Source organism: Ruegeria sp. AB11 (assembly GCF_056536325.1).
Genome location: NZ_JBQFJO010000001.1, coordinates 3,261,352 through 3,273,793 on the forward strand (window position 1 = coordinate 3,261,352; position 12,442 = coordinate 3,273,793).

Sequence of the window (12,442 nt, forward strand, 5' to 3'; positions counted from 1 at the left end):
AGACCTTCGACACCTGTTTGAATGTGATGCTGTTCGGAACACGTTTCTGTTTTGACATCGTATTAGCTTCCATCCAACAGTTGCCAAATCAGGCGCGGAGGTTGGATTGACCAGACGATACAGTTTTCCTGACGGGCATTGGGATTGGCCCGTCAAATTGACTCATCACCACGCCGTCCGTGCCGGGGACATGATTTTCACTGGCGGGCAAGTCGATCTGGATGCGCAAGGCAATGTGCGCAACATTGGCGATCTGACAGCGCAATGCAGAAACTCTATGGCCTATATGGCCAACCTGTTCTCTGATTTGGGTGTCGATTTCGATGATCTGGTGCGCTTGGTCGTCTATTACGTAGGGGATGCGAATGACGAAGGCCACTTACAGGAGCTTCTAAGCCAGATCATTGGCGACACGGCCCGCCCCGTGATCAGCATGATCAACATGCCAGAGCTATGTTATCCGGACATGCTCACAGAAATCGAAGGCGTTGCCATGCGGCGTCCAGACGGTGCCAGAATACCAAAACAATGCCATCGACTCGAGGACATGCCGTATTTGCCAGACGGGTTTTCACATGTGGTTCGTTCCGAGGATATGGTTTTTACCAGCGAGATGTCTGCCCTGACACCACATGGAACGGTTGAGGCCCCAGACAATATTCCAGCGCAAACTGCCAAAACCATGGAGCGTTTGACACGGGCGCTGTCGACGGTCGACGCGGACTTGCACGACATCGTCAAGCTCAACACATTTTATCAAGATGATCTACATGGCAGTAGCTGGAAGAAAGCCGCAAGTCTAAGAGCTTCGTATTTCTCTGATCCCGGACCTGCAGCGACGGGGATCCCGGTTTCCAACTTTGCGCACGAAGGTCTGACGACCAAAATTGCGGCAACGGCAATTTGCTCGTCGGCGACTGATGAACCCAAAAATTTTGCATGGCCAGACGGGCATTGGAATTGGACCACACCGCTTCCGTACAAACAGGGTAACAGGTGTGGCAATGTCATCCACATTGGCGGGCAAGTAGCCCTGGATCATCAGGCGCAAGTCCTTCAGCCCGGAGATATGGTCGCGCAAACCAAGATCGCAATGGATAACCTATCCAAAGTTCTAGCCGAGTTTGGTGCGACACTGGACGACGTCGTAAAAGTCACGACCTTCTATCAGGGAAGTGCTTCAGCGGAAGCGCTGCATGAAAACCTGCTGATACGCTCGAATTCTTACACGGCGCCGGGGCCTGCTACGACTGGCATACCCGTGCCCGCGCTTATCTATGAAGGAATGATGATCGAAATCGAAGCGATCGCAATTTTGGATTAAGCAGTGCTGCTCTGGACACGCGCGCGCGCCGAGCCAGCAAGGGGTTGGTTCTTTTCGGCGGGCTAGGCCACTCTGACCAATACAGCCATAAAACAGGGGCCTGACCATACCGTGCTATGACAAACGCCCTCTCACCGAAGCCGAGGTTCGGCACGCCGTGGATTGGGCCGGGCACGAAGGTTGGAACCCGGGTGTAAATGATGCCGAGTGCTTTCGCCCGACAGACCCTGATGGGTTTCTAGTGGGTTTCTGGATGGCGAGATGATCTCATCTGTTTCAGCAGTGAATTACGTCGACAGATTTTCTTTTTTGAGGTTCTACATCGTAAAGCCCGAGCTCAGGCACCACGGCCACGGGCTTGAAATCGCACAGCATGCGCTGAGCCATTGTACGGGCCGAAACATGGGCCTGGATGGCGTGGTCGAACAGCAGGAAAACTATCGTAAGACTGGCTTTTCTTTTGCTTATACAACAGTCGTTTCGCAGGGACAAAACAATGGATTCTGGCCAAGTTAGAGGCTGAGCCGAACAGCCATATATCGGATCTGAAACAAGCGTCTGATTAATTGAAGGTATATGATCGCGCTCTGTTCCCCGCACCACGCGATCTGTTTCTGGAAAGCTGCCTTGGTGCTTTCAGCCACGTTTTAAAGCTTTATACCGAGAACGGCAGGATCAGGGCTATGCAACACTGCGCCCTTGTCTAACGGGTTATAAGATCGGCCCCCTATTTGCAAACACTGCAGAAATCGCGAGGGCGTTGCTGGCCGCTGTTCTCCCGTCGATTCCCGAGGTTCATAACGCACACGAAGTGTTCATCGATATGCCACAGCCAAATGTATCGGCGTTCGCGTTGGCCGAAGAGCTTGGGGTGGAGAAGGTCTTTGAGACCGCCCGGATGTATTCCGACCACGAACCCGAGATTGACCTGAACCGAATCTTCGGCGTGACGACGTTTGAACTGGGCTAGAAAGCCTTGAACGTCATCGTGGTCAGCGAGCGTTCGATATTGGGAATCTCCAGCAGGTTTTCGTTGATGTAATGGCCCACATCATCGGTTTCGGGGATGTAGAGTTTCAGCAGCAGGTCATATTCGCCGCTAGTGGAATACAGTTCCGAGTGGATTTCGCGGAGGGCAATCTCTTCGGCTACCTTGTAGGTGGTGCCGGGTTTACAGCGGATCTGGATAAAAACGCAGGTGGACATGGGCCGGGCCTTGTTGGTTCGTGTTGACCGCAGGCTGGCACGGGCCGCGCCCGGGTGCAATCCCCTGCAACAGTTTGCACCGAAGGCTCAAAGCGGTCTGGATAGGCTGCTCTTCCGGGTCTATAAGCGCCCCAGAAGCAAAAGGAATTCGCCCATGCGCAGCGCTAAGATCAGCCGTCAGACCGCCGAAACCGAGATCTCGGTCGAGGTCAATCTGGACGGCACCGGCCAGTATGACAACCAGACTGGTGTTGGGTTCTTCGACCACCTGCTGGACCAACTGGCGCGCCATTCGCTGATCGACATGACGATCCGCGCCAAGGGTGATTACCACATCGACGACCACCACACGGTGGAGGATACCGGGATTGCTCTGGGTCAGGCGCTGTCGCAGGCATTAGGGGACAAGAAGGGTATTCGCCGTTATGGCGAATGTCACCTGCCCATGGATGATGCACAGGTGCGCTGTGCGCTGGACCTGTCCGCCCGCCCTTTCCTGATCTGGAATGTGGACCTGCCGACATCCAAAATCGGTACGTTCGATACAGAGTTGGTGCGCGAGTTCTTTCAAGCGCTCAGCACCCATGGCGGCATAACCCTGCATGTCGACCAAATACACGGCTTCAACAGCCACCACATTGCCGAGGCCGCCTTCAAGGCCGTCGCCCGCGCGCTGCGGGATGCGGTCGAGACCGATCCGCGCAAGGCGGATGCGATTCCGTCCACCAAGGGCGCGCTGTAGATGCTGACCGCCATCATTGACTACGAGAGCGGTAACCTGCACTCGGCAGAGAAGGCGTTTCAACGCATGGCGCGCGAGCTGGATGCTGGCGAAGTCGTCGTGACCTCGGACGCTGACATTGTTGCGCGGGCGGATCGATTGGTCCTGCCCGGAGATGGAGCCTTTCCAGCTTGCGCCACCGAGTTGCGCGGCCACAAGGGCATCTATGACGCGATGGTCGAGGCGGTGGAACAGAAGGGCCGCCCGTTTCTGGGCATCTGCGTTGGTATGCAGCTGATGGCGACCAAGGGGCACGAATACTCCGAGACCGCCGGTCTGGGTTGGGTTGCCGGTGATGTCGTGAAGATCGAACCCTCGGACAGTACCCTGAAGGTTCCGCATATGGGCTGGAACGATCTGGTTTTGGAAAGCGACCACCCGGTTTTTGACGGAGTGAAATCAGGTGATCACACCTATTTTGTCCACTCCTACCACTTTCGGGTGACTAATCCGGTCCAACGATTGGCATATGTGGATTATGGGCAAGAGGTCACGGCCGTGATTGGCCGTGACACCATGGTCGGGATGCAGTTTCACCCTGAGAAAAGCCAGGACGTAGGCCTGCGCATGATCGGGAATTTCCTGACCTGGACTCCGTGATCGGTTATTGAACTCGGGTCCAATCCTGTCCACGGCAGATCAAACCACCCGCGACACAGCCTTTCACCGTGAGTTTGTTCTGCCCGTTCAGCGACATTTTTGAGTTGTAGGTCTTATCGCGATCCGGTGCCCAGATTTTGCCGCCGCTATAGGCACCGGCACCATCTGGCACCATGTCCCAGATGATCTGCTTCCCAAGGTTCTCGTATTCCAGTTGCTGATTGCCTTCAGCGTCAAACGCGCTGTCGATGGTACCGCAAATGGCACTGCCGCATTCGGATATCGTCACATGCAGATAACCGCCCGTATCTCCTGGGGCAGTCTTCCACAAACCGTCCACCGGATCGGCGGCAAAGGCGGTTGTGGCCATCACAGCGAATATAGCTGCAAGAGTATATGTCTTCATTGTTGTCTCCCTGTTTTGCAGACAGTCTGACCTGCCGGTCGGTACCCCGCAAGATTGACTTTGCGTCGCGTTGCGCCCCTGCCCCGCCTGTGCGATATCCCGCGCGTGTAACAAAGATATAGGGCCGCCTGACATGATCCTCTACCCCGCTATCGACCTCAAAGACGGCAATGCTGTGCGCTTGCTGCGCGGTGAAATGGACAAGGCGACGGTCTTTAATGAAGACCCCGCCGCGCAAGCCCGCGCCTTTGTAGAAGCTGGCTGTGAATGGCTGCACTTGGTTGACTTGAACGGTGCTTTTGCCGGTGAACCGGTAAACGCAGCCCCGGTTGAGGCTATTCTGAGGGAGTGCAATGTTCCAGCTCAGTTAGGTGGCGGCATTCGTGACATGGCGACAATCGAGGCCTGGATCGAGAAAGGTCTAGCGCGAGTGATTCTGGGCACTGTTGCGGTCGAGAATCCCGATCTGGTACGCGATGCAGCTAAAGCCTTTCCTGGCAAAGTCGCCGTCGGAATCGACGCCCGCAACGGCATGGTTGCCACCAAAGGATGGGCTGAAGAGACCAATGTTCAGGTCCCCGATCTGGCGCGCAGTTTCGAGGATGCTGGCGTCGCTGCAATCATCTACACCGACATCAACCGGGATGGTGCGATGCAGGGACCAAATATCGAAGCCACTGCTGACCTAGCCAAAGCTGTCGACATCCCGGTCATTGCCTCGGGTGGTGTGTCTTCTATTTCCGACTTGATTGCCCTGCGCGATTGTGGCGCAGATTTGAATGGTGCGATCTCAGGGCGCGCGCTTTACGATGGCGCCATCGATCTGAAAGAGGCTCTGACAACACTCAGAGAATAGTCCGATGCTCAAATCACGCGTAAAGCGATCCGAACTGCCAACCAAGAGTCTGCTGCATAGCCGACTGGAAGATGGCGATTTTCTGGATTGTTTCAGCGTGGTTTCTGATCTTTCGCCGCGTCAGGCGGCAGAGGTTATCACCAATTTCCCTTCGTGGGCCAAGGCGCTGGTTCGACTGCGCGGCATCCTGGTCGCCCCGTTTGGGCTTGATAATACAGGACCAGAAGCAACTGATAAGGTGGGTATTTTTCCGGTTGAGCACGATGACGCGAGCGAGGTGATCGCTGGCTTCGATGACCGTCACCTCGATTTCCGCGTGTCTGTCTTTTCCGAAGACGGTCGTATTTCCCTCGCGACCTGGGTTCATCGACACAATCTGGGTGGGCGACTATATCTGGCGATTATTTTGCCTTTCCACATCCTGATTGCGCGCAACGCGCTTGCACGGGTGAGCCGCGCAAGCGCCTGACACGAAGCCATATTAGCCCGCGGCGGCTGTGGTCAGCTTTTTCAATGCGCCACGCATCTTTTCGATGACAGGTGACTTTTCGACATCATCGAGTTCATCCATGGTCTCTTTTGGGTCTTCGTAAGCCAGCCATACCTGACCATTCGCGTCCTCATAGGCCTGCACCTTCAGAGGCAGAAATAACCCGGCGCGCGGATCGATCAGCATCGCAGGCGTGCCCAGTGCTGGGTTGCCGAAGATAAGCACCTGATTGGCTGCAATCGGAGTACCGACCTTTTCTGCCCCAGCCGCGTGATCGATACGGGCAAATACAGTTGCGCCTGCATTGCCTACCGCAGCTTCGAGGGCGTCCAGCGCCTCGGCCACTGTTTTATTGGTTTGTACTTTGATGATGTCGTCAGCCATGGCGGACAGGGCGCCTCCGAATGTGATTATTGAAGCCAAAATAAGATGTCGCATCTGGATAATCCTTTTCATGAATTTCATCTCTAATTTCCATGGCTTCTCGGTAGATCACAATCACAAGTCTGGCATCGGCGAGGCTTTGCCGGTAGAGGTGCCGGCAACAGAGGATACCCAATGCTAAAAACCCGTATCATTCCCTGTCTGGATGTCGCTGATGGCCGCGTGGTCAAAGGTGTGAATTTCGTGGGCCTACGCGATGCGGGTGATCCGGTGGAGTCCGCCAAGGCCTATGATGCCGCTGGAGCCGACGAAATCTGCTTTCTCGACATCCATGCAACCTACGAAAATCGCGGCACCATGTTTGATGTCGTCCAACGCACGGCAGAACAATGCTTTGTCCCCCTGACCGTGGGTGGCGGAGTTCGCACCAAGGATGATGTACGTGCCCTGCTGTTGGCAGGAGCCGATAAGGTCAGCTTTAACTCGGCCGCTGTGGCCAACCCGGATGTGATTGCTGAGGCGGCGGACCAGTTCGGCAGCCAGTGTATCGTCTGCGCCATCGACGCCAAAACCGTTAGCCCCGGCAAGTGGGAGATTTTCACCCATGGCGGTCGCAAGCCCACCGGTATCGACGCGGTTGAGTTCGCCAAGACCGTTGTCGCCAAAGGCGCGGGAGAGATCCTGCTGACCTCGATGGATCGCGATGGCACCAAGGCCGGATTCAACCTGCCCCTGACCCGCGCGATTTCAGATGCCGTCGATGTGCCTGTGATCGCAAGTGGTGGCGTAGGCAATCTGGACCATCTGGTCGAAGGCGTCACAAAGGGCGGGGCCAGCGCCGTTCTGGCGGCCTCGATCTTCCATTTCGGCGAACACACCATCCAAGAGGCCAAAGAACATATGGCCGCCGCCGGCATTCCAATGAGGCTGACATGAGTATTCTACACGATTTGGCCGCAACCATTGAGGCCCGCAAAGGGGCGGATCCTGACAGCAGCTGGACCGCCAAGCTGTTGTCCAAAGGCCCTGAGAAATGTGCTGAGAAATTTGGTGAAGAGGCTATCGAAGCGATCATAGAGGCAGCCAAGGGCGACAACAAAAAGCTGACCTCCGAGGCGGCGGATGTGCTTTACCACTTGCTAGTCATGCTGGCCGCGCGCGATGTAGAACTGGACGATGTGTTGGCCGAACTGGCTCAACGCCAGGGCACCAGTGGCATCACGGAAAAGGCATCCCGGCCAAAAGGCTAAGCGGGTTTCGTGCGATAACCCGGCCCGCTATACTCCGGGTTCGGGTGCATTGAGGCAAAGGGCGCGCAGATGATCAGAGCTTTGGTGTTCGCAGCAGCACTTGCCACCCTCGCGGCCTGCGCCACCCCTCCCCCTTCCTCTGGAGATGAGGTGCAGCGGCTGGCCGCCGAAATCCAAAGCCTCGGCCCCGATATCGATCCGGAAGAAGCCACCCGCGCCGCCCGCATCGCCTATGCCTATACTGCGCAACTGGTGCAGGAATACGAAATCACCGACCCTCCGCTTATCCATAACGCCAAGGTCAACAAGGGTCTGCGTCCGCGTGGCCTGTGCTGGCATTGGGCTGAGGATATCGAGCGCCGTCTGGATCAGGAACAATTCCATACGCTCGAGTTGCACCGCGCTATCGCCAATGCGGATAATCCGTTCCGTATCGACCACAGCACCGCCATCATCAGCCGCAAAGGCGAGAGCATGTATGACGGCGTCGTCCTGGACCCCTGGCGCTATGGTGGAGTGTTATTCTGGTCGCCCTTGGTTGAGGACACCCGTTACGAGTGGGTTCCACGCGAAGTGGTTCTGGAAAAGCGTCGTAAGGAACAGGCGGGGCATATAACGTCATTGCCTGCGAATTAAACCCTGCTGGATGCCTGCTGGCTGGGGTATTCCCCATTCAACCAACCGAGAACCGGTAAGGTCGCCCAGATGGCGACCTCAAAGTCAAGTCTAAGGCATCGGCCTGGAAAATTACGCATGAAACGGGTCGCTCTGAGAGGGACAAACCGCCTAAGCCTGAAATTCCATTCATCATGGAATTTCGGAATGTATCAGACCACACTAACGCTTATCTTGTTCTTGCTTCCGCTCGCTTACAGCCCCGGGCCCGGAAACATGTTTTTTGCGGCCAATGGTGCGCGGTTCGGGTTCCGCGCTACCGTCCCCGCGAACGCCGGATACCACATCGCGACTTGGTTCGTGACAGCTGCAATCGGCTTTGGATTTCTGGCGACCATTGAGCGTTTTCCTCAACTATTTACGATCCTGAAAATCGCGGGTTCGCTCTATGTTCTTAGGATTGCATGGAAAATGCTGCGAGCGGGAACGCTTCAAGGTGCAGAGGACGCGAAGCCGGCCACGTTTATGGACGGTTCAATTCTGCTTCTGCTCAATCCAAAAGCATATGTCATCATAGCTTTGATGTTTACGCAGTTTCTGAGACCAGAAAGCCCGAGCAATTTCGCCCCTGTCATTCTGATCACGACCGTCTTTACACTTAACAACCTAATAGCATTCGTGGTGTGGACATTGGTTGGAGACTGGATCGCAAGCTTCTACCGGTGCCCAGAAAGCGCCCAAAAACTCAACCGACTTTTTGGGTCTGTTTTAGCAGCAGTGGCGATCTGGATGTTACTATCGTAAGTTCGCTTGTTACGCGAAACTGTCCTGAGTGAAGAACCATACCAGGCGAGAAGTGTAGAACCTCACGCCAAGGTGTATATCACTTAATAGCAATGCCCCTAAGTATTCTGCCCTCTACAACTTAGATGAAATCACCCCGGTGGCGAACCCACCCATCCGCAGTTCACCAAACAAACGCTGATATTCGATTTTGGGGCAGCGGTTCATGACCACGTCAATATCGCGGGCCTGCGCTTTGGCAGCGGCCTCGGCATGTTCTACGCCGATCTGCATCCAGATCGTGCGTAGATTCGGCAACTCGGCCAAAGCCTCGTCAACGATAGGCGGAACGGCTTCAGAGCGTCGAAAAATATCAACCATGTCTACCGCTTCAGAGATCTCGGATAACGACGCCCTGACCGTCTGACCAAAGAGAGGTTTACCGGCATGCCCCGGGTTCACCGGAATCACCGTATAGCCTTTGAGCGACAAGTAACGCGCAACGTAGTAGCTGGGCCTTACCGGATTCATCGACACGCCAACAACGGCAACAACCTTGGTACGTTTCAACACTGTGGTCAGGAACTGGTCAGAGTAATCAGTCATGATGGCACCCCAGACGCCATGCCAAAAAGAAAAAAGCGCTCAGGTCTTGCCTGAGCGCCAGTTGTTGGAACGAGGGACAGTGAAATGACCCGCGGCAGTTCCATTCCGCGGTCACTGTGACATTTAAGCCTAAGTTTGTGAAAAAAAAGAGGGCGCGCGCATTTTTGTGATGACAGGTCACAATTGGCGGAGATTTGCCGATCAGTTATACAGAACTTGAGGCCAATGCCCCTCGGCCTCGCGAATGTTCTGCGACACGTTCTGTTTCCAGATACGCTCAATCGCTTCCGAATGGGTCAAGTACAACTTTCCGTCAACGATCTGCCATGCTTGCGGGTCAGTGCTGCTGAGCATCCCCTGCACCATCGCATACGCACAATATCCACCAAACTGAGGAGCAAAAGCCCGTGGGTTGCGCTCGAATCTGTCACGATTTTCTTCCGATGTGAACTGCCACACGGCCCCCTTCCACATCAGGGAAAAATCAGATTTCCCCAGCGCAGGCGTTCCGATCCTGAAGTATGAGACCGCATCATAACCAGAAACAGCCAATCCGCCGTCCGAATAGAACATCGGCTTTTCCTGCGCTCTTACTGAAGGTGCTACGGCAAGACATGCGAGACTGGTTAAAAAGGAACGTCGGGACAGCATCACTGATTCATCGATTGATTTTGAGAGGGTTTTAAGTTGCACAATTCATCTGGTCACGAAAACCCCCATGACGCCCTTGTGAACACGCGTGCGGTCTTCAATCGAAAACGTCTTCAATAGCATCCCAGGCTTCGTCCAATACGCGCGAAAACAGGCCCTTTTTCTTCTTTGCCTTTTTCTTATTGTAATGGGCCGGCCTAGATTTTTGTACCGGACGATCAACAAGCTTGACCTTTGGAACCATCTTGAGGTTATGCAAAGGCGCACCACAGCTTGAGCAACTTAGTTCATGTTGCTTTTTCCCCCTAAGAACCAGCGCGGCGCGGGTTCCACAATAACAGCAGGTGGCGATTTTGTGCGGCGTGGAAATGTGAACCTCCTGTCATCTGGGCTGTGACGCATATAGTGCAATTGCGGCAGCATTTGAGACATTGAGTGACCCAAATCCGCCCGCCGCGTCAATCTTGACCAGCTGGTCCACAGTTTCTTTGGTCTTTTGACGCAGGCCCGGTCCCTCGGCCCCCAATACTAACGCTACTGGCTGCGTTCGTTTGCCCTCTAATACGGTTTCGATGGTTTCGTCTGCCTCACCATCCAGACCCAGAACCAGAAAGCCCATATCCTGCAGCGCATTGATCGTGTCAGCCAGGTTACGGACACGCAGATACGGTTGCCGTTCCAACGCCCCGCTGGCAGTTTTCGCCAGTGCGCCCGTTTCAGGGGCCGAATGGTGCCGCGTGCCAATTACCGCACTTGCGCCCAATACTTCCGCTGAACGGAGAATCGCACCTACGTTATGCGGATCTGTGACCCGGTCCAAAAGCAACACACGCGGGATATCCTGCCCGATACAATTCTCGGCAAGCCCACCCCAGTCCAGTGGCTTGACCTCAAGCGCAGCCCCCTGATGAACAGAGCCCGGATCAATCGGAGCCGTGAATTTCCGTGGATCAACTACCTCGGCCTCAATTCCGGAAAAATCAATGGATTCCGCTAACTTATCGCGGGCGTTTCGCGTCACGATCAAGCGTAACTTCTGCCGTTTCGGGTTCATCAAGGCATCACGAACAGCATGTAATCCAAACAGCCATACGGTTTCGGCAGCAGCAGCTTTTCGCGCCTGTTCTTTCTCGACGACCCACTTTGGTTTCTTCATTTTACGGGCCTCCGGGCCGGGAATTCGGTTTCCTGCGTCAAAGCGTTATTTTCCTGTTGACGCCCTTTAGACGCGCTAGTAATCACGCCTCCACGTCAGGTGCAACGCCTGACAGTGGGCGACAGGCCGCAAGGTGTGGCAGGGGACTGTAACTCCCTCGCGGAGACGCACGCCTGGTTCGATTCCAGGGTCGCCCACCATTCAGCTTCTCAGTCTTTGGGTCGGTAAATGCCATTTATGGTGTTCCAATAAGCGTTGCGTCCGCTTCGGTCGATTGTTTGTTTGTTGCAAAGTGGGAATCTAGACTAATGCGAATGGCCCACATCCATTAACTGGAAATTTGTCTCTGGTATCAGATAGGGCAAACCACTCGTAGATTGGTGTTTTCGAGACATTGATCTCTTTATTGTTGTGGTAATTGCTCCAACAGCCAGCCCTGAAATTGCCTTGCAAATTCATTCTCTTCGTTGCTCGACAGGTAATATCCTTCGTTACTTTCGACGGTTGCCGGATGCGCCCTTTCAAGCACGCCAGAATTGATCGCGTGCTTGATCAGAAGTTCGCTCACAAGCGCAATTCCATTGCCGTGGGCAGCAAAGTGTAAGGCCACACCGTACGAATCCGCAAAAATCTGAGGCTCCGGAACAGGCTCAACCTTTGCGGACCATTCTTTCCAACCGCTGGATGTGCCGACCGCTTCGATCAACGGCAAATCACTTACCCCGCCTTCAAGGCCCGGTGATTTAAGGGCAGTGAGTCGGTTAGGTGTGAGCAATCTGGCATTTCTTCCCACCTGTTTTTCCGATCCGAAGCGGATTTCCACATCTGCGCGTGCAGAACTGAACTCGTCCGGCCAGACCGCACTTAGAAGACGAACGCGGATATTCGGATGCCTCTTCCTAAATTCAGCAAGGTTTGGCGCGATAATCCACTGGGCAACACTGACTGACGATGCGATGGTCAAAAGGTTCTCTGACGGGCCAGTATCAAATGTATCTGTCGCTGCAGACAACACCCCCAGTGCCGCCCCGACCTGAGGCAGCAGTTTGCGCCCTTCGTCGGTCAGCGACAATCCACGCGCATGGCGCGTAAACAAAGCTGCACGCAGCCGTGTTTCAAGGGATTTTACCTGTTGGCTGACCGCAGATTGGGTCAGGCCGATCTCTTCACCGGCAGCGGTAAAACTCAGATGGCGCGCAGCGGCCTCGAACGCGCGAAACCAGGTCAGCGGGGGCAGCGATTTTTTCATGGGTCAAGTAAGCCATTAGTCTTTTTAATACATAAGCCCTTAAATCAATCGTTTGTCAAAATCGGTGTAATTTCTGAATTTCTCG

At 54.8% G+C, this 12,442-nt stretch carries 18 protein-coding genes and 1 tRNA gene; 11 read left to right on the forward strand and 8 right to left on the reverse strand.

What is annotated here, in order from left to right; genetic code table 11:
• Positions 1-106 precede the first annotated feature (106 nt).
• Positions 107-1,324, forward strand: coding sequence for a RidA family protein (locus ACR3EJ_RS16265; protein WP_170543594.1), 1,218 nt, complete (start codon positions 107-109; stop codon positions 1,322-1,324).
• Positions 1,325-1,946: 622 nt separating this feature from the next.
• Complete coding sequence (locus tag ACR3EJ_RS16270; RefSeq protein WP_170543880.1) at positions 1,947-2,294, forward strand: GNAT family N-acetyltransferase; 348 nt, start codon at positions 1,947-1,949, stop codon at positions 2,292-2,294.
• Here the strand turns inward: ACR3EJ_RS16270 and ACR3EJ_RS16275 are convergent.
• Entirely contained in the window at positions 2,291-2,530 is a 240-nt protein-coding gene (locus ACR3EJ_RS16275; RefSeq protein ID WP_170543593.1) for an Lrp/AsnC ligand binding domain-containing protein, read from the reverse strand. The genes ACR3EJ_RS16270 and ACR3EJ_RS16275 overlap by 4 nt on opposite strands.
• A gap of 154 nt (positions 2,531-2,684) precedes the next feature.
• On the opposite strand from ACR3EJ_RS16275, the gene hisB reads away from it, so the two are divergent.
• Positions 2,685-3,272 carry an imidazoleglycerol-phosphate dehydratase HisB gene (hisB, locus tag ACR3EJ_RS16280; protein WP_170543591.1) on the forward strand — a complete coding sequence of 196 codons (588 nt, stop codon included), beginning with the start codon at positions 2,685-2,687 and terminating at the stop codon, positions 3,270-3,272.
• Positions 3,273-3,911, forward strand: a complete 639-nt coding sequence (gene hisH, locus ACR3EJ_RS16285) for an imidazole glycerol phosphate synthase subunit HisH (protein WP_170543589.1) — start codon at positions 3,273-3,275, stop codon at positions 3,909-3,911. It abuts the gene before it with no gap.
• Positions 3,912-3,915: 4 nt separating this feature from the next.
• On the opposite strand, the gene ACR3EJ_RS16290 is transcribed toward hisH, so the two are convergent.
• Complete coding sequence (locus ACR3EJ_RS16290; protein WP_170543587.1) at positions 3,916-4,317, reverse strand: DUF2147 domain-containing protein; 402 nt, start codon at positions 4,315-4,317, stop codon at positions 3,916-3,918.
• A 133-nt stretch (positions 4,318-4,450) separates the two neighbouring features.
• On the opposite strand from ACR3EJ_RS16290, the gene hisA reads away from it, so the two are divergent.
• Together hisA and ACR3EJ_RS16300 are read left to right on the forward strand one after the other, a co-directional pair.
• Complete coding sequence (gene hisA, locus ACR3EJ_RS16295) at positions 4,451-5,173, forward strand: 1-(5-phosphoribosyl)-5-[(5-phosphoribosylamino)methylideneamino]imidazole-4-carboxamide isomerase (protein ID WP_170543585.1); 723 nt, start codon at positions 4,451-4,453, stop codon at positions 5,171-5,173.
• A gap of 4 nt (positions 5,174-5,177) precedes the next feature.
• Positions 5,178-5,642 (forward strand): DUF2867 domain-containing protein, encoded by a 465-nt coding sequence (locus ACR3EJ_RS16300; protein ID WP_170543583.1) that lies wholly within the window; start codon positions 5,178-5,180, stop codon positions 5,640-5,642.
• A 12-nt stretch (positions 5,643-5,654) separates the two neighbouring features.
• On the opposite strand, the gene ACR3EJ_RS16305 is transcribed toward ACR3EJ_RS16300, so the two are convergent.
• Positions 5,655-6,101: a DUF302 domain-containing protein gene (locus tag ACR3EJ_RS16305; protein WP_260024968.1), complete on the reverse strand. Its 447-nt coding sequence runs from the start codon at positions 6,099-6,101 to the stop codon at positions 5,655-5,657.
• Positions 6,102-6,221: 120 nt separating this feature from the next.
• Between ACR3EJ_RS16305 and hisF the strand changes: the two genes are divergently transcribed.
• From hisF to ACR3EJ_RS16325, 4 genes are all read left to right on the forward strand, one after another.
• Entirely contained in the window at positions 6,222-6,983 is a 762-nt protein-coding gene (gene hisF / locus ACR3EJ_RS16310; protein ID WP_170543581.1) for an imidazole glycerol phosphate synthase subunit HisF, read from the forward strand.
• Positions 6,980-7,297 carry a phosphoribosyl-ATP diphosphatase gene (locus ACR3EJ_RS16315; RefSeq protein ID WP_170543579.1) on the forward strand — a complete coding sequence of 106 codons (318 nt, stop codon included), beginning with the start codon at positions 6,980-6,982 and terminating at the stop codon, positions 7,295-7,297. Before hisF ends, ACR3EJ_RS16315 begins: the two co-directional genes overlap by 4 nt.
• A 69-nt stretch (positions 7,298-7,366) precedes the next feature.
• The gene (locus tag ACR3EJ_RS16320; RefSeq protein WP_170543578.1) at positions 7,367-7,933 is read left to right on the forward strand and encodes a hypothetical protein; all 567 of its coding nucleotides are present in this window, start codon (positions 7,367-7,369) and stop codon (positions 7,931-7,933) included.
• A gap of 186 nt (positions 7,934-8,119) precedes the next feature.
• Positions 8,120-8,716 carry a LysE family translocator gene (locus ACR3EJ_RS16325; RefSeq protein ID WP_170543577.1) on the forward strand — a complete coding sequence of 199 codons (597 nt, stop codon included), beginning with the start codon at positions 8,120-8,122 and terminating at the stop codon, positions 8,714-8,716.
• Between the two features lie 114 nt (positions 8,717-8,830).
• Here ACR3EJ_RS16325 and ACR3EJ_RS16330 read toward each other — a convergent pair whose 3' ends face one another.
• From ACR3EJ_RS16330 to rlmB, 4 genes are all read right to left on the reverse strand, one after another.
• Entirely contained in the window at positions 8,831-9,301 is a 471-nt protein-coding gene (locus ACR3EJ_RS16330) for a CoA-binding protein (protein WP_170477018.1), read from the reverse strand.
• A 201-nt stretch (positions 9,302-9,502) separates the two neighbouring features.
• Positions 9,503-9,874 carry a YHS domain-containing (seleno)protein gene (locus tag ACR3EJ_RS16335; RefSeq protein WP_170543575.1) on the reverse strand — a complete coding sequence of 124 codons (372 nt, stop codon included), beginning with the start codon at positions 9,872-9,874 and terminating at the stop codon, positions 9,503-9,505.
• Positions 9,875-10,049: 175 nt separating this feature from the next.
• A complete protein-coding gene (locus ACR3EJ_RS16340) occupies positions 10,050-10,322 on the reverse strand; it encodes a hypothetical protein (protein WP_260026327.1) in 273 nt (90 codons plus the stop codon).
• 12 nt (positions 10,323-10,334) lie between these two features.
• Positions 10,335-11,108 carry a 23S rRNA (guanosine(2251)-2'-O)-methyltransferase RlmB gene (gene rlmB / locus ACR3EJ_RS16345; RefSeq protein ID WP_170543573.1) on the reverse strand — a complete coding sequence of 258 codons (774 nt, stop codon included), beginning with the start codon at positions 11,106-11,108 and terminating at the stop codon, positions 10,335-10,337.
• A 116-nt stretch (positions 11,109-11,224) separates the two neighbouring features.
• On the opposite strand from rlmB, the gene ACR3EJ_RS16350 reads away from it, so the two are divergent.
• A tRNA-Tyr gene (locus ACR3EJ_RS16350) sits at positions 11,225-11,308 on the forward strand.
• 203 nt (positions 11,309-11,511) lie between these two features.
• On the opposite strand, the gene ACR3EJ_RS16355 is transcribed toward ACR3EJ_RS16350, so the two are convergent.
• Entirely contained in the window at positions 11,512-12,357 is an 846-nt protein-coding gene (locus ACR3EJ_RS16355; RefSeq protein WP_170543572.1) for a LysR family transcriptional regulator, read from the reverse strand.
• Positions 12,358-12,442: the final 85 nt, after the last annotated feature.

Coding starts and splice junctions, on each gene's coding strand:
- ACR3EJ_RS16275 (WP_170543593.1), bottom strand. CDS start 2,530: ATGTCCACCTGCGTTTTTATCCAGATCCGCTGTAAACCCGGCACCACC.
- hisB (WP_170543591.1), top strand. CDS start 2,685: ATGCGCAGCGCTAAGATCAGCCGTCAGACCGCCGAAACCGAGATCTCG.
- hisH (WP_170543589.1), top strand. CDS start 3,273: ATGCTGACCGCCATCATTGACTACGAGAGCGGTAACCTGCACTCGGCA.
- ACR3EJ_RS16290 (WP_170543587.1), bottom strand. CDS start 4,317: ATGAAGACATATACTCTTGCAGCTATATTCGCTGTGATGGCCACAACC.
- hisA (WP_170543585.1), top strand. CDS start 4,451: ATGATCCTCTACCCCGCTATCGACCTCAAAGACGGCAATGCTGTGCGC.
- ACR3EJ_RS16300 (WP_170543583.1), top strand. CDS start 5,178: ATGCTCAAATCACGCGTAAAGCGATCCGAACTGCCAACCAAGAGTCTG.
- ACR3EJ_RS16305 (WP_260024968.1), bottom strand. CDS start 6,101: ATGCGACATCTTATTTTGGCTTCAATAATCACATTCGGAGGCGCCCTG.
- hisF (WP_170543581.1), top strand. CDS start 6,222: ATGCTAAAAACCCGTATCATTCCCTGTCTGGATGTCGCTGATGGCCGC.
- ACR3EJ_RS16315 (WP_170543579.1), top strand. CDS start 6,980: ATGAGTATTCTACACGATTTGGCCGCAACCATTGAGGCCCGCAAAGGG.
- ACR3EJ_RS16320 (WP_170543578.1), top strand. CDS start 7,367: ATGATCAGAGCTTTGGTGTTCGCAGCAGCACTTGCCACCCTCGCGGCC.
- ACR3EJ_RS16325 (WP_170543577.1), top strand. CDS start 8,120: ATGTATCAGACCACACTAACGCTTATCTTGTTCTTGCTTCCGCTCGCT.
- ACR3EJ_RS16330 (WP_170477018.1), bottom strand. CDS start 9,301: ATGACTGATTACTCTGACCAGTTCCTGACCACAGTGTTGAAACGTACC.
- ACR3EJ_RS16335 (WP_170543575.1), bottom strand. CDS start 9,874: ATGTTCTATTCGGACGGCGGATTGGCTGTTTCTGGTTATGATGCGGTC.
- rlmB (WP_170543573.1), bottom strand. CDS start 11,108: ATGAAGAAACCAAAGTGGGTCGTCGAGAAAGAACAGGCGCGAAAAGCT.
- ACR3EJ_RS16355 (WP_170543572.1), bottom strand. CDS start 12,357: ATGAAAAAATCGCTGCCCCCGCTGACCTGGTTTCGCGCGTTCGAGGCC.